The sequence below is a fragment of the Pseudideonella sakaiensis genome, from assembly GCF_048320135.1.
GTDB classification, from domain to species: Bacteria; Pseudomonadota; Gammaproteobacteria; order Burkholderiales; family Burkholderiaceae_C; genus Ideonella_A; species Ideonella_A sakaiensis_A.
In genome coordinates this window covers 1,889,574-1,908,195 of sequence record NZ_CP182947.1, presented here as the reverse complement: position 1 = coordinate 1,908,195, position 18,622 = coordinate 1,889,574, and the positions used below count along the sequence as shown (strand labels likewise).

The 18,622-nt window shown below is 67.4% G+C and carries 19 protein-coding genes; 10 read left to right on the top strand and 9 right to left on the bottom strand.

Annotated features, from left to right (window positions below; all coding sequences use genetic code 11):
* Nucleotides 1-6: 6 nt before the first annotated feature.
* A complete protein-coding gene (locus tag ACNH6H_RS08450; RefSeq protein ID WP_418317052.1) occupies nt 7-945 on the bottom strand; it encodes an ornithine cyclodeaminase family protein in 939 nt (312 codons plus the stop codon).
* A 184-nt stretch (nt 946-1,129) separates the two neighbouring features.
* Between ACNH6H_RS08450 and ACNH6H_RS08445 the strand changes: the two genes are divergently transcribed.
* Entirely contained in the window at nt 1,130-4,180 is a 3,051-nt protein-coding gene (locus tag ACNH6H_RS08445; RefSeq protein WP_418317051.1) for a cation:proton antiporter, read from the top strand.
* 27 nt (nt 4,181-4,207) lie between these two features.
* Here the strand turns inward: ACNH6H_RS08445 and ACNH6H_RS08440 are convergent, their stop codons facing one another.
* Nucleotides 4,208-5,407 (bottom strand): hypothetical protein, encoded by a 1,200-nt coding sequence (locus tag ACNH6H_RS08440; protein WP_418317050.1) that lies wholly within the window; start codon nt 5,405-5,407, stop codon nt 4,208-4,210.
* A gap of 207 nt (nt 5,408-5,614) precedes the next feature.
* Between ACNH6H_RS08440 and ACNH6H_RS08435 the strand changes: the two genes are divergently transcribed.
* The gene (locus ACNH6H_RS08435) at nt 5,615-6,001 is read left to right on the top strand and encodes a GFA family protein (protein WP_418317049.1); all 387 of its coding nucleotides are present in this window, start codon (nt 5,615-5,617) and stop codon (nt 5,999-6,001) included.
* A 109-nt stretch (nt 6,002-6,110) separates the two neighbouring features.
* On the top strand, nt 6,111-6,467 hold the full coding sequence (locus ACNH6H_RS08430; protein ID WP_418317048.1) for a VOC family protein: 357 nt from the start codon (nt 6,111-6,113) through the stop codon (nt 6,465-6,467).
* A 31-nt stretch (nt 6,468-6,498) separates the two neighbouring features.
* Here ACNH6H_RS08430 and ACNH6H_RS08425 read toward each other — a convergent pair whose 3' ends face one another.
* The gene (locus ACNH6H_RS08425) at nt 6,499-7,650 is read right to left on the bottom strand and encodes an alpha-hydroxy acid oxidase (RefSeq protein WP_418317047.1); all 1,152 of its coding nucleotides are present in this window, start codon (nt 7,648-7,650) and stop codon (nt 6,499-6,501) included.
* Nucleotides 7,651-7,712: 62 nt separating this feature from the next.
* Nucleotides 7,713-8,627, bottom strand: a complete 915-nt coding sequence (locus tag ACNH6H_RS08420; RefSeq protein WP_418317046.1) for a LysR family transcriptional regulator — start codon at nt 8,625-8,627, stop codon at nt 7,713-7,715.
* Between the two features lie 96 nt (nt 8,628-8,723).
* On the opposite strand from ACNH6H_RS08420, the gene ACNH6H_RS08415 reads away from it, so the two are divergent.
* A complete protein-coding gene (locus ACNH6H_RS08415) occupies nt 8,724-8,996 on the top strand; it encodes a hypothetical protein (protein WP_418317045.1) in 273 nt (90 codons plus the stop codon).
* Here the strand turns inward: ACNH6H_RS08415 and ACNH6H_RS08410 are convergent.
* The gene (locus tag ACNH6H_RS08410) at nt 8,937-9,314 is read right to left on the bottom strand and encodes a cupin domain-containing protein (protein ID WP_418317044.1); all 378 of its coding nucleotides are present in this window, start codon (nt 9,312-9,314) and stop codon (nt 8,937-8,939) included. The genes ACNH6H_RS08415 and ACNH6H_RS08410 overlap by 60 nt on opposite strands.
* Before the next feature lie 136 nt (nt 9,315-9,450).
* On the opposite strand from ACNH6H_RS08410, the gene ACNH6H_RS08405 reads away from it, so the two are divergent.
* The 3 genes from ACNH6H_RS08405 (at nt 9,451) to ACNH6H_RS08395 (ending at nt 13,947) form a co-directional block, all read left to right on the top strand.
* Nucleotides 9,451-10,347: a LysR family transcriptional regulator gene (locus ACNH6H_RS08405; protein WP_418317043.1), complete on the top strand. Its 897-nt coding sequence runs from the start codon at nt 9,451-9,453 to the stop codon at nt 10,345-10,347.
* 45 nt (nt 10,348-10,392) lie between these two features.
* Nucleotides 10,393-11,796, top strand: coding sequence for a wax ester/triacylglycerol synthase family O-acyltransferase (locus ACNH6H_RS08400; protein WP_418317042.1), 1,404 nt, complete (start codon nt 10,393-10,395; stop codon nt 11,794-11,796).
* A 99-nt stretch (nt 11,797-11,895) separates the two neighbouring features.
* The gene (locus tag ACNH6H_RS08395; RefSeq protein WP_418317041.1) at nt 11,896-13,947 is read left to right on the top strand and encodes an FAD-dependent oxidoreductase; all 2,052 of its coding nucleotides are present in this window, start codon (nt 11,896-11,898) and stop codon (nt 13,945-13,947) included.
* Between the two features lie 19 nt (nt 13,948-13,966).
* Here ACNH6H_RS08395 and ACNH6H_RS08390 read toward each other — a convergent pair whose 3' ends face one another.
* Nucleotides 13,967-14,470, bottom strand: a complete 504-nt coding sequence (locus ACNH6H_RS08390; protein ID WP_418317040.1) for a GlcG/HbpS family heme-binding protein — start codon at nt 14,468-14,470, stop codon at nt 13,967-13,969.
* A gap of 73 nt (nt 14,471-14,543) precedes the next feature.
* Between ACNH6H_RS08390 and ACNH6H_RS08385 the strand changes: the two genes are divergently transcribed.
* Nucleotides 14,544-15,266: a hypothetical protein gene (locus tag ACNH6H_RS08385; RefSeq protein WP_418317039.1), complete on the top strand. Its 723-nt coding sequence runs from the start codon at nt 14,544-14,546 to the stop codon at nt 15,264-15,266.
* Nucleotides 15,267-15,287: 21 nt separating this feature from the next.
* On the opposite strand, the gene ACNH6H_RS08380 is transcribed toward ACNH6H_RS08385, so the two are convergent.
* Nucleotides 15,288-16,238: a ketopantoate reductase family protein gene (locus ACNH6H_RS08380; RefSeq protein ID WP_418317038.1), complete on the bottom strand. Its 951-nt coding sequence runs from the start codon at nt 16,236-16,238 to the stop codon at nt 15,288-15,290.
* An 85-nt stretch (nt 16,239-16,323) separates the two neighbouring features.
* On the opposite strand from ACNH6H_RS08380, the gene ACNH6H_RS08375 reads away from it, so the two are divergent.
* Nucleotides 16,324-16,617, top strand: coding sequence for a hypothetical protein (locus ACNH6H_RS08375; RefSeq protein ID WP_418317037.1), 294 nt, complete (start codon nt 16,324-16,326; stop codon nt 16,615-16,617).
* 109 nt (nt 16,618-16,726) lie between these two features.
* A complete protein-coding gene (locus ACNH6H_RS08370) occupies nt 16,727-17,311 on the top strand; it encodes a CAP domain-containing protein (protein ID WP_418317036.1) in 585 nt (194 codons plus the stop codon).
* Between the two features lie 288 nt (nt 17,312-17,599).
* Here the strand turns inward: ACNH6H_RS08370 and ACNH6H_RS08365 are convergent, their stop codons facing one another.
* Entirely contained in the window at nt 17,600-18,193 is a 594-nt protein-coding gene (locus ACNH6H_RS08365) for an NADPH-dependent FMN reductase (protein ID WP_418317035.1), read from the bottom strand.
* Nucleotides 18,190-18,591, bottom strand: a complete 402-nt coding sequence (locus tag ACNH6H_RS08360; protein WP_418317034.1) for an OsmC family protein — start codon at nt 18,589-18,591, stop codon at nt 18,190-18,192. Before ACNH6H_RS08360 ends, ACNH6H_RS08365 begins: the two co-directional genes overlap by 4 nt.
* Nucleotides 18,592-18,622 lie beyond the last annotated feature (31 nt).

Genomic DNA, 18,622 nt, shown 5'->3' with positions numbered 1-18,622 from the left:
GGTTCCTCAGGCGCCGGCGACCAGCATCGCCGCAACCAGGTCTTCGAGCGCGCTGCCGACCGATTTGAAAACCGTGCGTTCGGTTGTGGATTGCCGGCCGCGCTGCGTGCCGCGGCAAAGGTCGGCGAGCGTCGCCTGCACATCGGCCGCGCTGATCACGCCGCGTGCGATCGGGCCGAGCAGTTCGCCGCTCTTGACCAGCGCCTCGTCGGTATCGACGAACAATCGGCTGCCGCGAAAACAGTCGTCGTCGGCCTCGCGCATCGCCGGCGTGAAGCTGCCGATCAGGTCGAGGTGCGATCCATCGCGCAGCCAGCGGCCGCAGATTACTGGCGCCGACGCGAGCGTCGCGCAGCTGACAACATCGGCGGCGCCAGCCGCCTGCGGCAGGTCGGTCGCGGCATGCGCATCGAAGCCATCGGCGCGCAGATCGTCGACCAGCGCTGTCGCTGCCTTGGCGGACCGTGCCCATACCGTGACCCGCTCGATGCCGCGCACGCAGCGGTAGGCGGCGGGCAGAAGCCCGGCAACGCGGCCGGCGCCGACGACGAGCAGCCTGCTGGCGTCGTCGCGGGCAAGAAACGACGCCGCCAGTGCCGATGCGGCCGCGGTGCGCCGGGCGGTGATCTGGTCGCCGTCGAGCAGCGCGATCGGCACGCCGGTGGCGGCATCGTGCAGCAGATAACTTGCATGCAGGCCGGGCAGGCCGCGTGCCGCATTGCCCGGCGCGATATTGACGATCTTCACGCCATAGGCGCGGCCCGCCTGCCATGCCGGCATGATCAGCGACGTGAACGCCGGTGGCTGCGCTGCGGCGCCTGCAACTTCGTGCACGTGGCGCAGCGGCACCGTGATGTCGTCGGCTGCGAACGCCTCGCGCAGCGCGGCGATCAGCCGGTCGAGCGGCAGCGCATCGCGTGTGGCCGCGGCATCAAACAGTTGCATCTCGTCGATCCTTCGAGTCGGTCTCGGCCTGCTGCACCTGCCGATGATCGCATCGGTTCGCTCGTGATCCCGGGTGGACGCCGTCGCCACCACCGCTTAGGATCATCCGCAGGACACGACTCGCGGCTTGCTGCCGGCCTGACTCGGGCCGGCGACGGCTTTCTGCAACGTCTGGGGAGAATCCATGGCCGAGCAGGTCGTGCTCGTCGTCACGGTGCTGCTGTTCCTCGCGGCGGCCGTCGTCAGTGCGGTCAAGCGGGTGCGGCTGCCGTATGCGGTGGCGCTGGTGCTGACCGGCGCGGCGCTGGCCACACTGCTGCGCCGGGCGGTCGACGAGGGCCTGATTGCCGAGAGCCGGCTCGACGGCTTCGAGCTGACGCCGGGGGTCGTGCTCTATGTGCTGCTGCCGATCCTGATCTTCCAGGCGGCCTTCCACATCGAAAGCCGGCGCCTGCTGCGCAACATCCTGCCGATCGCGACGCTGGCGATCCCGGCGGTGCTGATCTCGACCGCGGTGGTTGCATTGCTGCTGTTCCTGTTCGGCGACATTCCGCACCACCGCGTGCTGGTTGCCGCGCTGCTGTTCGGCGCGATGGTCTCGACCACCGATGCGGTGGCCGTTGTCGCGATCTTCCGCGACCTCGGCGCGCCGAAGCGGCTCGCGATGCTGGCCGAAGGCGAGGCCCTCTTCAATACCGGCACCGCGCTGGTGCTTTTCGGCATCATCCTGAAGATCATGGTCGATCCGGCCGCAGCGGCCGATGGCGTGCTGGTGCTGCTGGCGCGCGGCTTTGCCGATTTCCTCTGGCTCGGCGTCGGCGGGCTCGTCTTCGGCGCGGCTGTCGGGCTGGTCTGCTCGTGGCTGCTCGCACTGGCCGAGGACTCGCGGGTCGAGATCACATTGACGACGGTCTGCGCATTCGCGTCGTTCCTCGCCGCCGGCCTGGTCGGCGTCTCCGATGTGATGGCGGTGATCGGCGCCGGGTTGACGGTCGGGAACTACGGGCGCACGAAGATCTCGCCACAGGTGATCGGCCCGCTCGAGCATTACTGGGCCTATCTGGCATTCGTTGCCAATTCGATCGTTTTCCTGCTGGTCGGCCTGAGCCTGCGCGCCGAGGGCCTGATCACCTATGCCGATTCGATCGCGGTGGCGATCGTCGCAGTGCTGATCGCGCGGGCCAGCGGCATCTTCACGCTGATGCCGCTGGTCAACCGCGTCAGTGAACACAAGGTCGACCTGCCGGTGCAGACGGTGATGTGGTGGGGCGGCATGCGCGGCGCGCTGGTGCTGGTCGTCGCGCTGTCGCTGTCGCAACTCGACGAGCAGGTGCTGGCGGCCGCCGGCGGCTCCGAGCAGGCGCCGGCCTGGCTCGAATGGCAGGCGCTGAAGCCCTACATCCTGCACCTTGCGTTCGGCGTCGTCTTCTTCACGATCCTGATCAATGCGCCGACGCTGACGCCGCTGATCCGCATGCTCGGCATAGGCCGCATCACCGCGCAGGACCGTGTCGCGGCGATGCAGGCCCGGCTGCTCGCGAAACGCGAGGCGCGGCTGCGGCTGCTCGGCCTGCGCGACGACGGTGTGATCTCGCGCGAGGTCTACGACCTGGTGACCGACCGCTATGTGCGCGCCGAGGCTGCGCTGCGCCGCGACCTCGCGACGATCCGCCGCGGCGATGCCAGCGAATTCGGCGTCGACGACGAGCGGCGGATGCTGCTTGGCCACTGTTTTGCAGGCGAATCGGTGCAGCTGCGCGAACTGTTCTACCGCGGCGAAATCGCCGAGTGGGTGATGAAGGACTTGCACATCACGCTCGACAACCAGCTCGAGCTGCTGAAACGCGGCGATGAACCCGACCTCGACGAACTGGCGCGCGGCGGCGGCACGCGGCTCGGCGACCGGCTGCGCCGCTGGTCCGGCCGCCTGCTCGGCCGCGGCCGCATCGCCGATGCGCTGCGCGCCAGCCTGGTCGGCCGCGACTACCAGCTGGCGGTGGCGCGGATGTCGTCGATCGAGGCGGCGCTGGTCGAGATCAAGGACCTCGAAACGGCCGGCGCGATCTCCAATGCCTCGCTGCGTGCGGTGTCGAACTTCTATGCCGGCCAGCGCGATGCGGTGCGGCGGCGCTTCGAGTCGACCGCACGGATCTATCCCGAACATACGGCGCGGATGCAGGAGTCGCTGTCCGAACGCTTCTGCCTGCAAAGCGAGGAAGACGTGATCCGCGAACTGGTCGACCGCGGCCGCGTGCCTGAGAAGGTTGCGGCCGAGGCGGTCGACGAAATCCACGATGCGATGGGCCGCGCGCGCAGCCTGCAAAAGGGCGGCGCCCGGCTGATCCGGCCGGAGGAACTGGTGCGGCGGATCCCATTCTTTTCAGAGCTGCCGCCGGCCGACGTGGCGCGAATCTCGAATGTGCTGCGGCCGATCTCGTTCCCTGCCGGCGAGGCGATCGTCAACGAAGGCGATGCCGGCGACACGATGTACCTGATCGCGACCGGCACCGTCGAGGTCGAGGCCAGGGACGAGGCCGCACCGGGCGGCATCCGCCGCCAGGGCCGGCTCGGCGAAGGCGATTTCTTCGGCGAGATCGCGCTGCTCGCCGGCGTCAAGCGCACCGCGACCGTCCGCGCAGTCGAACCCTGCGCAGTGCTCGAGCTGTCGCGCGAGGACCTGACCGAGCTGACCAGCGGCCACCCCGATCTCGACAAGGCGGTTCGCGAGGCCTACCGCGCGCGCATCCTGGCGTCGGTGCTGGTGCACATCCCGGCGTTCCGCCGCCTCGACGATGCCGAACGTGGCCGGCTCGCGCAGGAATTCCGGCTGCGCCGCTTCGCCGCCGGCGACCACCTGTTCGAGGCTGGCGATGTGCAGGCCTCGTTGTGGGTGATCGAACGCGGCAAGGTGCAGCTCGAGCTTGCGCCGGCCGAAACTGCATCGGCAGAAGCCGATCCCGACGGCGCGGCGCAAACCGTCGCGGCGGCCGCCGAGCTGCCGCCACAGACCAGCCTGCACGAAGGCGAGGCCTTCGGCCAGCAGCATGTCTGCACGCCTGAACGCGTCGGCTACCGGGCGCTTGCGGTCGAGCCGACGCAGGCGCTGGTGCTGGCTCACCTCGAACTGATGGCGCTGATCGAGCGGCAACCGGGGCTGCGCGCGAAATTGCCTGAGGTGACGGGAGGACCCAGCGTCGCTGAGCTGCCGCCGGCCGGTGGTAACGAGCCGCGGTGAGCGAGCGGGGGGCTCGCGGATTGGCGCTCAGTGCCGCAGCTGCGTATTCAGATGCGACGGCAGCGCGCCGGCGTTGTGCCGCCAGTGGGTTGCGCCGAGTTCGACGACATCGTAGTACTCGGCGCGCCAGTTGCGGAACTGCATCGAATTGAGAAAGGCTTGCGGCAGGCTGGGGATGAAGGCGCCGGGTGTATACGGCAGGCCGGCTTTCTGCGCGACCGCCATCGACTCGTGGTAGCTGTGCATGCCGCCACCGACCAGGTAGCCGATGATCGCCAGCACATATTCCTTCAGCGGCTCGCCGCGCATCACGCCTGCGAAGGCGAATGCGGCGGCCAGCAATGTGCCGGTGGTGCCTGAGATGCCGGCACCGAACAGCAGGTTGCGGGCATCGAGGTCGTCGTAATAGTCGTCGGCCTGCGGCTGGCGGGTGCGATGCAGGTCGCGCTGGTAGCTGTCGACGCCGCGGGTGCGGGCGATCGCGACATTGCCGAGCCGGGTATTCGTGATGCCTCCGACCTTGGTCGGCTGGGCCCGGGTCGGCGCGTTTGCGCGGCCACGCATCTGCGCGTTGTCGAACCAGTCCTGGCGAACGATCGACATCCAGTGGTCGTAGGTGGCGAGCTGCGGGCCGCCGAGTGCCGGCAGCAGCTTGCGGCCGACCGCATCGTGGATCGCCAGCTTCTGGTCGAGCCGGCCGCGCGCCAGCGCCGCGAAGATGCCCTTGCGCACGCCATCGGCGCCGACCGCATTCTTGTGGCTGGTCGAGATCCGGCCGAACCCGGTGCCGCCGTTGGTATAGAAGTAGTGGCCGATCTGCGCAAACATCGCATCGGTCAGCTCCTGCCGCCGGCTGACATACATCATGTCGAGGTATTGCTGGATGCCCTTGTTGACCGCATCGACACCGCCCTTCGTGAAGGCAGGATGCTGCAATGCCAGCAGCCCGAGCGCCGATTCGGCGAGCCGCCGCCGGTTCTGGCTGACCAGGCTGTCGTAGGGCTTGATGTAGGCGGCGTTGGCCGAGCTGGTGCCGATGCCCTGATGCGCCGCACTGCCCGGCCACGACCGGTGCTGCCCGTGCACCGCATAGATGACCTTGCCACCGACCGTCAGTGCCCACGGCACATAACTCTCATCCCTGCTGCGCGGCAGCGATCCGGTCGGAAATTCGGCCGTCGCATACGGTGACGGCCCGTCGAAGCTGCGAATCAGAAATTGCGCCATGCCGCGTCCTTTCGAAAGACTGCGGGCTGCGGGAATGCAGACCGGCGATCGACGACTTTAGCCGGCTGAGCCGAGGCGTCAAGGCACCGCGGTCGCATCAGCGGCGTCAATCCGCGGGCTTCGTTTATAAAAGACTGCTGGCCTGGCGCCGTGGCGCACAGCAGCGACGCGGGCAAACCAAGCCGGCGAATCGCCAGAGAAATCCACATGCACGAAGGATCCTGCCATTGCGGCGCCGTCCGCCTGACGCTGCCGTCGACGCCGACGGTGGCGACCGACTGCAATTGCTCGCTGTGCCGCCGCATCGGCGGCCCGTGGGTCTATTTCGAATTCGGCACGGTGAGGATCGACGGTCATCCGGCAGCGACGGCCGGCTATGTCTGGGGTGACAGGACGCTTACGACCTTCCATTGCCGCAGCTGCGGCTGCGTCACCCATTGGGAACCGCTCGAGCCGAAGCCCGGATCGCAGCATGGCGTGAATCTCGGCAATTTCGATCCGGCGCTGATCGCCGCGGTGCGGGTCAGGCGATTCGATGGCGCGAATACCTGGACGTTTGTCGATGAGGCGGCAGCCGGCGCGGTAAGCTCCTAACGCTGCCGGCTGGCGCCGAGCCGGAATGCAATTGCGGTACGAACCGGCAGCGGCTCGCAGAAGGCACTCGTGGATGCTGCGGTCGTGGCACAACCTCGGAGGACATGCGATGAACATCGTCAATGCGCTGGCTGGCTTGGCGGTCAGCGATTTCGCGGCGTCGACAGGCTGGTACGAACGGCTGTTTGGCAGGGCGGCGGACTCGACGCCGATGCCGAAGCTCGCCGAGTGGCGGTTTCCGCGTGGCGGCTGGCTGCAGATTTTTGAACAGGCCGACCGGGCAGGCAAGGGCTCCCTGACGCTTGCTGTCGACGATCGCGACGCGGTCGCCGCGCATGTGCAGCAACTTGGCATCGAAGTCGGTCAGCTGACCAGCAGCGATCAGGTCAGGACACTGTCGGTTGCCGACCCCGACGGCAACCTGATCGTGTTTGCCGAAGCGCTCGATCCGGGGCTGGCGCGTTGACATCGCTGCCCGCGGCAGCGGCCAGTCGCGCTCAGGTCGGGAACGTCCCCGCCCGCAGGATGCTGCGGTCGACGTTGAGGATGTTCGTGTGGCCGCAGAAAGCCATCGTCACGTCGAGTTCCTTGTGGATGATCTGCAGCGCCTTCGTGACACCTTGCTCGCCCATCGCGCCGAGGCCGTAGGCCATCGCGCGGCCGATCATCGTCCCGCGGGCGCCGAGCGCCCAGGCCTTCAGCACGTCCTGCCCGCTGCGGATGCCGCCGTCCATCCAGACCTCGGTCTGGTCGCCGACCGCGGCGACGATTTCCGGCAGCACCTCGATGCTGCTCGGCGCGCCGTCGAGCTGGCGGCCGCCGTGGTTGCTGACGACGATCGCATCGGCGCCGCTTTGCACCGCGAGCCGCGCATCCTCGACTTCCATGATGCCTTTCAGGATCAGCTTGCCGCCCCATTGCTTCTTGACCCACTCGACGTCGGGCCACGACAGCCGCGGGTCGAACTGCTCGTTGGTCCACGCGGCGAGCGAACTCATGTCGCTGACACCCTTCACATGGCCGACCAGGTTGCCGAAGCTGCGCCGCTTCGTGCCGGCCATGCCGAGGCACCAGCGCGGCTTCGTCATCAGGTTGATGATGTTGCCGATCGTCGGCCGCGGTGGTGCGGTCAGGCCGTTTTTCAGGTCCTTGTGGCGCTGGCCGATCACCTGCAGGTCCAGCGTCAGCACCAGCGCGCTGCAGTTCGCGGCCTTGCAGCGGTCGATCATCCGCGCCATCGCATCGCGGTCGCGCATCATGTAGAGCTGGAACCAGAACGGCGAGCCGGTCGCTTCGGCGATGTCCTCGATCGAGCAGATGCTCATCGTGCTCAGCGTGAACGGGATGCCGAATTTATGCGCCGCGCGCGCCGCATGGATCTCGCCATCGGCATGCTGCATGCCGGTCAGGCCGACCGGCGCGATCGACACCGGCATCTTCGCGTCGACGCCGACCATTTTCACCGCGGTGCTGCGGTTTTCCATGTTGACCGCAACGCGCTGGCGCAGCTTGATCTTCTGGAAATCGCTTTCGTTCGCGCGGTAGGTCGATTCGGTCCAGCTGCCGCTGTCGGCATAGTCGTAGAACATCCGCGGCACGCGTTTCTCGGCCAGAACGCGCAGGTCTTCGATCGTGGTGATGACGGTCATGGGTGTTTGTCTCCTCGGCCGGCATCGTAGGCGAGACCGCCGGGCAGCGGGCGGAAAGATCTTCAGGCGCGGCCGGAAAGAAGTGCCTGCGCTTCGGCGGCGAGTGCGGCGCAGCGCTCAGCCAGCCAGCGCGCGAATCCGGCCGCCGGCTCGCCGCTGCCGTGCAGCACGAAATACTGGCTCGCCGGCCGCGCCGTCAGGTCGAACAGCGGCCGCAGGCTGTCACGCTGCAGCCACGGCCGCGCCAGCGTTGGCCGCGCGAGCACGATGCCCTGGCCTGCGACGGCGGCTTCCAGCGTCAGCCCGAGATCGACCAATTTCGGGCCGCTGACGGGTTCGGGCCAGTCGAGCCCGGCGGCGCGAAACCAGGGCGTCCATGGTTCGATCGGCGTGCGCAGCAGCGGCGCGCCGGCAAGGTCGACCGGCTTGCGCAGCGGCGGCAGCCGATCCAGCAGCGACGGTGCGGCCAGCGGCAGGACGACGTCGTCCATCAGCACGCTGCCGCCGGCCGCGACGGCGTCGCCATGCTGGATCTCGACGTCGCTTTCGGTACCACTGCCGGCCGCAAACGGTATCGACAACACGACCTCGATCTCGACCTCCGGGTGTTCGGCGGTATAGCCGTCGAGCTGCGGCACCAGGATCTGTCGCGCAAAGGTCGGCGGCGTCGTGATGCGCAGCTTCGGCGCGGCCTGCGTCTCGCGGCGGTGCTGCGGTACCGCCGCCAGCATGCCGAGCGCCGGCGTCACCTGCGCGAGGTAGTCGCGGCCGGCGGCGGTCAGCGTCAGCAACTTGCCGCCGCGCTGCAGCAGCACGCTGCCGATCAGCTCCTCGACGGTCGCGATCCGCTTGCCGACCGCGCTCGCGCTCAAGTGCAGTTCGTCGGCGGCGCGTTCGAAACTGCCGAGCCGGGCTGCGGCCTCGAAGGCGCGCAGCCCTTCGATCGACGGAAATCGGACAGCGCCGGGACCGGTCATCGCTTCTGCCGCATGGCGTGAGGCCCGGGACGGGCCACCAACGGCAACAATTATCGGTGGCTGGAATACTGTGGTTTCATACAGTATGATGGGGCCATGTCGGCCCTGCCATCACTGCCCCGCAAGACCTGGATCGCCGCCTGCTCGCATCGCTTGCAGCGGCAGTGGCCCAGCATCGATCCGGACCAGCTCGAGGAACTCGCCGACACCTTGTGGCAGGACCAGCGGCTGCGGCTGCTCGAGCCGACCGATGCCGCGGTCGAGTGGCTGCAGCCGGTGCTGGCGGACCAGCCAAAGGCGGCAGCGCGTTCAGCTGCGCCAGGGCAGGTCGAGCACGCTGCCGTCGGGCAGCCGGGTGACGACCGGTGAACTGCCGAAGATGCCGATGATCTCCATCGGCCGCGGGCCGGTGTTGAAAAACTGGTGGTCCTTTCCTTTCGGCAGCACCAGGCTGCAGTCGGCACCGAAGCGCTGCACCGTATCGCCGATGTGCAGTTCGCCCCAGCCGTCGAGGCACAACACGACCTCGTCGCAGTCGTGACGGTGCGGTGGCGTCGCTGCACCGGGTTGCAGCGTCTGCCGCCAGATCGACAGCTGGTCCAGGCCGTCGGCATGGCCGGCCCAGGTGGCGTGGGCGACACCCGGGATCGGGCTGCTCGCGGGGCGGGTCTGTTCAATCACGAACATCGTCATCTCTCCATTCGGTCAAGCGGTTGGTTCGGTTCCTTGGCCTCGGTAGTGCCAGTGTCGGCGGCCGATCGCTATTCCGGAAGATGCGCCAGTGGCCTAACATTGAAGACAAAAGTTCTTCAATCGGATCGCCATGCACGGTCTCCAGCAGCTGCTCGCATTTGCCCAGACCGCACGCCGCGGCAGCTTTGCCGCAGCCGCACGCGACCTCGGCGGCTCGCCGTCGGCGCTGGCGAAAAGCGTTGCCCGGCTCGAAGACTCGCTCGGCGTCAAGCTGTTCCACCGCACGACACGGCAGGTCAGCCTGACGGCCGACGGCGAGCGGCTGTTCCACCGCTGCGAGCGGGTGCTGGCCGAATTCGACGATCTGCAGTCCGACGCGTCGGGCACCCGCAGCGCGCCGAGTGGCACGCTGCGCATCGACGTGCCGATTGTTTATGGGCGGCGCTTCGTGATGCCGCTGCTGGCCGAGTTGCACCGCCGCCATCCGGCGCTGCAGTTCGAGGTGCGGATGGACGACGGTTTTGCCGACCTGGTGCGCGACGGCATCGACCTCGCAGTGCGCATCGGTGAACTCGGCGATTCGTCGCTGGTTGCGCGGCGCATCGACCAGCAGAAGCTGATCATGGTCGCGAGCCCTGCCTATCTGCAAGCACACGGCCAGCCGCAGCGGATCGAGGACCTGGCCGCGCACACCGCGGTCGTCTTCCGGCTGCACGGCAGCGGCCGCAGCCGGCCATGGCAGCTGCGGCAGGGGCGGCGGGTGGTCGAGCTCCATCCGCCGTTCGTGATCCAGCTGAACGACAGCGAGGGTCTCGCCGATGCGGCGCGGCTCGGTTTCGGCCTGTGCCAGCTGCCGGACTATGTCGTCAGTGACGAACTGGCGCGCGGCGAACTGCTCGAGGTGCTGCCCGCGCACCAGCCGCCGCCAATGCCGGTCAGCGCGGTGATGCCGTCCGGCCGCTTGCTGCCGCCGCGGGTGCGGGTGTTGCTCGACAGCCTGGCGGCGCTGCGCGATCGCGGCGGCTGAAACGGCCTGTCAGAATCGTGCTGTTCCCCGAACCTGCGAGCGCACATGAGCAAACTGTCCTTGCTCGATCTCGGTTTTTTCATCGCCGAGACCGAGGCCAGCCCGAAACATGTCGCCGGCCTGCTGATCTTCAAGCGTCCGCCGAAAACGACTGCCGCGTTCGTGAAAAAGCTGTACCGCCAGTATCTGGCGGCAAGCGACGTGCAGCCGCCGTTCAACCAGGTGATCGAATTCATGCGCAGCGGCCTGCCGCAGTGGCGCGCCGCCGACGATGTCGACATGTCACGCCATGTCTTCTTCCACAAGCTGCCGAAGGGCGGAAACGACCGGCGCGCGCTGTATGCCTTCGTCTCCGCGCTGCACGAGCCGGTGCTCGATCGGACCCGGCCGTTGTGGGAACTGCACGTCATCGACGGCCTCGGCGGTGATTTCGGCAGCGGCCGATTTGCGCTGTACCAGAAGATGCACCATGCCTGCGCCGACGGCGTCACGATGGCGCGCTGGACCGCCGAAGGGCTGGCGGCCGACCCCGACGACATGTCGTTCGAGCCGATCTGGACCCGCAAGCATGCCCGCCACGGCGCGCTGATCAAGCGTCGCAACCGCGCGCTGATGGACGCGGTGCAGAAAAATTTCAGCAGCACCGCGATGCGCCTGCTGGGCATCAGCCGGCTGGCGGCGATGCTGCTGCTCGAAAGCGTCAAGCTGACGAAGAATGCGATCGCGGTGCCGTTCGTATCGACCGCCAAGACACCGCTGACCGGCCAGGTCACCGCCGGCCGGCAGTTCGCGACCGCCGGGGTCACGATGGAGCGCGTCAGCCGCATCCGCAGCCGCACCCGTTCGACGCTGAACCATGTCGCGTTGACCTGTCTCGATGGCGCGCTGCGCAGTTACCTCAGCGAACAGGGTGTCGAGCTGAAGCGGCCGATCACGATCCAGATGCCGGTCAATCTGCGGCCGGCCGGCGAGAAGGCCGGCGGTAACAAGCTCGGCATCATCCAGGTCGAGTTGTCGGCGCCGACCGACGACCCCTATGTGCGGCTGCGCAACATCGGTTTCTCGCTGCGCAATGTGCGCACGATGATCGACAGCGTCGCGCCGGAAGCGATCGAGTCGTATACGATCATCACCGGCCTGGTCGCGCAGATCGCCGAGTTGATGAAGCTCAGCAACACCTTGCCGCCGATGGGCAATACGCTGGTATCGAATGTGCCGGGGCCGAAGGACTGGCTCTACCTGCAGGGCGCGAGGATGGACGAGATGCATCCGATCAGCACGCTGCCGGCAAGCAACCTGCTGAACATCACGCTGTTCAGCTATGCCGGCCAGCTCTTCTTCGGGTTGATCGCAACCGACGAGTTGCCGCGGCTCGGCCGGCTCGCCGAACTGGTCGAGCAGGCCTTCGACGAACTCGAAGCCGCGGTCGTCGACGCCCACGCGCCGTAGAGCGCCGACTCCAGAAACGGCGCCGGCCGCACCGCGTCGCGCGGCTACGATGGTCCACGCCCGCCGCTGTGGCCCCTCATCGACGCCTGGAGCCCTGTCTTGCACACCACCTTCCCGAACCTGCTCGCCCCGCTCGACCTCGGCTTCACGACACTGAAGAACCGCGTGCTGATGGGCAGCATGCATACCGGGCTGGAAGACGGGCGCAAACACTTTCCGGCGATGGCGGCGTTTTTTGCCGAACGTGCCCGCGGCGGCGTCGGGCTGATCGTCACCGGCGGCTTCGCGCCGAACATCGAAGGCTGGGCAAAACCGTTTGCCGGCACGTTGTCGACCGGCGCCGCGGCGCGCCGCCACAAGCTGGTGACCGATGCAGTGCATGCCGAAGGCGGCAAGATCGCGCTGCAGATCCTGCACACCGGGCGCTATGGCTATTCGCCATTCTGTGTTGCGCCGTCCCGCATCCAGTCGCCGATCTCGCCGTTTGCACCGCGCGAGCTGAGCGCACGCGGCATCGAGCGGCAGATCCGCGCCTTCGTCCGCTGCGCGACGCTGGCGCGCGAGGCCGGCTACGACGGTGTCGAGGTGATGGGCAGCGAAGGTTATCTGATCAACCAGTTTCTGGTCACGCATACCAACCACCGCAGCGACGACTGGGGCGGCGACTATGCAAACCGGATGCGGCTGGCGCTCGAGATCGTCGGACGCACGCGCGAGGCGGTCGGCCCCGATTTCATCCTGATCTACCGGCTGTCGATGCTCGACCTGATCCCGGACGGCAGCAGCTGGGAGGAGGTCGTCATGCTGGCGAAGGAGGTCACGAAGGCCGGCGCGACGATCATCAATACCGGCATCGGCTGGCACGAGGCGAGGGTGCCGACGATCGCTACCAGCGTGCCGCGCGGCGCGTTTTCATGGGTGACCAGAAAGATGCGCGAGCGGCTGCGCGCCGACGGCGTGACGATTCCGCTCGTCACCAGCAACCGCATCAACATGCCGGAAACCGCCGAGCAGTTGCTTGCCGACGGCTGCGCCGACATGGTCAGCATGGCGCGACCATTCCTTGCTGATCCCGACTTCGTCGCAAAGGCCGCTGCCGGCCGCAGCGACGAGATCAATACCTGCATCGCATGCAACCAGGCCTGCCTCGACCATGCGTTCAAGAACAGGCTCGCCAGCTGCCTGGTCAATCCGCGCGCGGCGCATGAGACCGAGCTCGTCTTCCGGCCGGTTGCCACGGCGAAGCGGATCGCGGTGATCGGCGCCGGGCCGGCCGGGCTCGCTGCCGCGACGACGCTGGCTGAACGGGGTCATCAAGTCCACCTGTACGAATCGGCGGCGCAGATCGGTGGCCAGTTCAATCTGGCCAAACGGATCCCCGGCAAGGAGGAGTTCAACGAGACCTTGCGGTATTTCGACGGCCTCCTCACACGCCGCGGCGTGCAGCTGCACCTGCAGACCCGTGCGACCGCCGAGCAGTTGCTCGCGCAGCGCTTCGACGAGATCGTGCTGGCGACCGGCGTGACGCCGCGCGATCCGAAGATCGCCGGCGGCGATGGCGAACATGTGCTGAGTTATATCGACGTGTTGCTGGGCCGCAAGCCGGTCGGCGAGCGGGTCGCGATCATCGGCGCCGGCGGCATTGGTTTCGATGTCGCCGAATTTCTGGTCACGCCGCCCGGCGAGTCGCCGACGCTGAACCCGCATGAATGGCTCGCCGAATGGGGCATTGCCGACCCGGCCGAGGTGCGCGGCGGCGTCGTCAGGCCGCAGCCGGCGCCGCCGGCGCGGCAGATCACGCTGCTGCAGCGCAAGCCGGGCAAACTCGGCAAGGGGCTTGGCAAGACAACCGGCTGGATCCACCGCGCCGCACTGCAGATGAAGGCGGTCGAGATGATCGGCGGCGTCAACTACGAACGGATCACGCAGCAGGGGCTGTTCGTCACCTATGGCGAACAACGCCAGGACGGCCAGCTGATCGAATGCGACACCGTCGTGTTGTGCGCCGGCCAGGAGCCGCTGCGCGAACTGCTCGAACCGCTGCGCGCGGCCGGCGTTTCGACGCATCTGATCGGCGGTGCCGACGAGGCACTCGAGCTCGATGCGAAGCGGGCAATCGACCAGGGGACGCGGCTGGCGGCGCGTCTCTGATCGATCGCTGGCGTTCCCTCTAGAACTCGATCGCGTCGGCGATCGCCTTGATGCCGGCCTTCGCGCAGCCGTCGTCGGCTTCGCCGCCGGGCGCGCCGGAGACACCGATGGCGCCATAGGTGTTGCCGCCGCCTTCGATCACCAGCCCGCCGCCGGCGGCGAGAAAACGCGGCAGCGTGCGCAGCCCGCTCATCGGCTTGCCGGGCTGCGTTTCCTCGCCGAGCGCGGCGGTGCTGGTGCGGAAGCTGGCCGCCGTCCACGCCTTGTTGGTTGCCACCTCGATCGTGTGCGCACCGGCAAAGCGGTCGCGCAGCAGCGCCTGCAGCAGCCCGGCGCGGTCGACCACGGCGACGGTGACCTGGTAGCCGGCCTTGCGGCAGCTGTCGAGTGCGGCCTGCGCGGCGCGCAGTGCGGTATCGGGCGTCAAGGCCTTGATCGTGAAGGTGCCGTCCTGCTGCGCATTCGCCTGCAGCGACGCAGCAAGCATCAGCAGCGGCAGGCAGCGCATCGTGGGTCGTTTCATTGTCGTGCCTTGTTTGATTGGTTGGAACGGAACAGGCTGGCACAGTAGCACCTTGCGCTGGATGCATGAACCCGTGACGCCGATCTCGAACCCGCTGCGCTGGCTCTGGTTGCTGCCGTTTGCCGCGGCGGCGCTGCCGCTGCTGGCGACACTTCTGGCCTATGTCCTGTCGATCCGGCTCGAGCTCGCGCCAGCCTGCAACCCGCTGTTCGACGGCTGCGTGTCGATCAGCCGCGCGGCGCGCCATGGGCTGCCGAATATCCTGTTTCGCGCGCTGCTGCTGCCGGCGGCGGTGCTGCAGATCCTCTGCTGGCTGTTGTTTCCGCTCTGGCTGCGCAGCCTGGATGCGACCGCGCCGACGCGCTGGATGGCTGCGTTGCCGTGGCTCGGAACGTTCGCCGGCATCTGCCTGATCCTGTATGGCAGTTTTCTCGGCACCGACGGCGAGGGCTACCGGCTGATGCGCCGCTATGGCGTCGCCTTCTATTTCGGCTTCACCTGCATCGGCATGCTGGTCGTCAGCGGCGAAGTGCAGCGGCTGGTCCGCGCCGAGCGCCATCACCGCTGGGTCGGCAACGCGCTGCTTGGCCTGTGCCTGGCGCTGCCACTGCTTGGCCTGCTGCACGTGTTCGTGCCGCTCGCGCTGCCGGGCGAGGCGACCCGCAATGCGCTGCAGAACATCACCGAATGGTGGGGCGGCGTGATCTTCACGCTGTTCTTTTTCGTGCTGGCCTGGGCCTGGTGGCGCAGCGGCGCCGAACTGCTGCTGCGGCTGCAACGCCCGACCGGCCGCTGACGGCGCTGACGGCGCTGCCGGTCAGACGGCTGCGCGGCCGGACTCGATCAGCTTGACCAGCGCGTGCAGCGCCTGGTTGACCGGCGTCGGCACGCCGAGTTCGCCGCCGCGGCGGACGATGAAGCCGTTCAGGTGGTCGATCTCGCTCGGCTTGCCGCGCGCGACGTCCTGTGCGGTCGACGACATCTGAGTCGGCATGCCTGCGGCGATCTTGTCGACCGCCGCGCTGGCGACGTCGAAGGTCAGTTTCTGGCCGTCGGCCTGCGCCACCGCGACCACCTCGCGAATCACCGCGTCCATCGTCTGGCGGATTTCCGGCAGCGCAACCATCCGGCCATAAGGCAGCTGGGCAATCGCCGAGATCGGGTTGAAGACGCAATTGACGAGCAGCTTGCTCCACAGTTCGCCGATCACGTCGGCCGAGATCACGACCGGCACCGAGGCCTTCGCAAACAACTCGACAACCGCATCGAGGCGACGGCGCAGCGCCACATCGTCGACCGCCGCGGCATCCAGCGGCCCGATCACCAGGTCGCCCCGCCCATGGTGGGCGACGACGCCGGCCTCCGGCATCGAGGTCGCGACATACACCACCGTCGGCACGACGGTCTGCCGGACATGGCGGGCAATCGATGAGGCATTGTCGACACCGTTCTGCAGGCTCAGCACCAGCGCATCGTCCTTCAGCAGTGGTGCGATCTGCCGCGCGACCGTCTCGGTATCGGTCGATTTGACGCAGAACAGCACCAGATCGGCATCACCAACCGCATTCATGTCGGTCGTCGCCGCAGTGCGGATCGCCTCGACCTTGCCATCCTTGCGCAACTGCAGACCGTTGGCCTCGATGGCCTGCACATGCGCTGCGCGGCCGATCAGCGTCACCGGATGACCGGCACGCGCCAGCATCGCACCAAAAAACCCGCCGACCGCGCCGGCGCCGACGACGACGGTCGAGTTCAAACCTGCTGTCATCCCGCACTCCTGCATGCCGCTGTGGCCGCCAAGTATGCCTCGCCGGTGTGCGTTGACCGGCCGGCTTCGCGCAGAATTCCGCTCGATGAGCGAACGGCCGAAACAGGGATTTTTTGCACGGCGCTGGCGTGGCGAGGTCGAACTGCGCACGCTGTTCTGGCGCGACATGGTGCTGGTAGGAACGCTCGTCAACCTGTCGTTCAGCACGAGCGCGTTGCTGGTCGTTGCCAACGGTGCGCCGCTGTGGACCGGCGTGCTGCTGCACTTCGGCACGCTGCCTTACAACCTGTTTCTCTTCGCGGCGATCACGCGCAAAGCCGCGCCGCCATTGGTCGTCGTGGCATCTCTGGCCTGGCTGGCGATCGCAATCCTGTTGTGAGCACCCGACAAAGCCGGCTTATCCGCGCATTGGCGGCCTCGACTGGCCGGCAAAATCCTACACACGCATTCGTTGTTGTCCTACACCGCCCAGACGAAGGGTTTGCTGCGTGTTCCTGTCTTCCTTTCTACGCGCGTCATCGCTGCTGTTTGCGCTCGCGCTGTTCCATCCCGCCCAGGCATCCGATTCGGGGTCGCGCTCTGCCGACACCGACGCCTTCCGCCTCCACGGCGATACACGGGCGGTACGCCCTGCCAATTGCGGCATCGACCGCTTCGAGGCCCGCTTCCTCGAACTGATCAATCGCATGCGTGCGGTCGGCGCGAGCTGCGGTGCCTATGGCAATTTCGGGCCGGCCAGTCCGGTGCGGTGGAATGCACGCCTGACCAGCGCGGCGCACGGCCATGTCGCCGAGATGGCCAGCACCCATCATTTCCACCACACCAGTTCGCGCACCGGCATGACGGTGGCGCAGCGCATCGCGGCTGCCGGCTACGAGTGGGGTGAATATGCCGAGAACATCTCGGCCGGCGGCAGCAGCCCGGAGGAAATCGTCGCCCGCTGGCACCGCAGCCCGCGCCATTGCGCCAATCTGATGAATCCGTATTTCACCGATGTCGGTGCCGCCTGCATGCCGGCAGAGCAGCCGATCCGTTACCGCACCTTCTGGACGATGGATCTGGCCGGACCATAGACAGTCCCCCCGGAGCGCCTTCGGCGCAGCCCCCGGGGGGCGCCGCTGGCGGCCCGGCAAAGCTTTGGGCAACGCTGAACAAGTCCCTCACGGCGAGCGCATCCTTGCTTTCGGCGGTCTGCGGCGTTGCAAATCCTCGCCATAGCAGGGGCTATGGCTGTGGTTTGCGTCTTGCAGCCCATCCGAAACCAAGGCGCGCTCACTCGCGGGGACTCATTCAGCGTCGCCCTGTTCCGCTGCGGCACTTGATCGGGCGGGTGCGTGGATCTCACAGTCTGTGCAGTCGCATCAACTCGTTCGCAGAGCTGTGGCGAGCTTGACCAGCGCATGCAGTACCCGGTCGACCGATTTCGCTGCGGTCTCGTCCTTCAGGGCGTCGGCTTCATCGAAGGCATCGCCAGCGCGGCCGAGCGCAAACTGCTGGGGCACGACGACCATTGCAAACGCCATCTGCAGATACTGGCGCAGAAAATTCATCGAGCGCAATCCGCCGAGCGGACCGGGCGCCGCCGACAACAGTGCGACCGGCTTGCCGGCCGTCGCGGAGAGCCCGCCCGGCGTCTCTGCCTTGTCCTTGATCCGCGACAACCAGTCGAAGGCATTGATCACCAGCGGGGTCGGAAAGCCGTTGTATTCCGGCGTGACGACCAGCACCGCATCGCTGTCGAGCATCGCCTGACGCATCCGGTCGACGCTGTCCGGAATCCCCGACGCCGCCTCGATGTCGCCGTCGTAGATCGGCAGTTGCAGCTCGCGCAGGCTGAATGCGGTGGTCTGGTGGCCGAGCGCCTGCAACCGCGTCGATGCGGCGCGTGCCAGCCGCTGATTCAACGAGCCCTGGCGTTCGCTGCCGGCGATGACGAGTATCGACAGCCCGCTCATCGCGCTGGTACCGGATCGATCGTCGTGTGGATCGTCGTGCCGCGGCGGACGGTTCGCGTGACCGGCGTCTTGTCGGCGATTTCGGCAAGCCGCCCACGCTGCTCGTCGGACAATTCAGCACCGAACGAGATCCGCCGCTCGATCACCTCGTTGCCATCGGCATCCTTGGCGATCTGCGCATCGATCGAAATCGAGCCGAGTTCCCAGCCCTTGCGCTGCGCATACATCCGCAGCGTCAACGAGGTGCAGGACGCGAGGCCCGCCAGCAGCAGTTCATAAGGCGCCGGTCCGGTGTCCCCTCCACCGTTGCTGGTGGGCTCGTCGGAGACGAATTGGTGGCTGCGGGCGGTGATCTGCTGGCCGAAGCCGGCCGGATTGCGAAGCTGGATCTGCTCCATCTGAGTGGCTCCCGGTATCGACAGGTGTCGA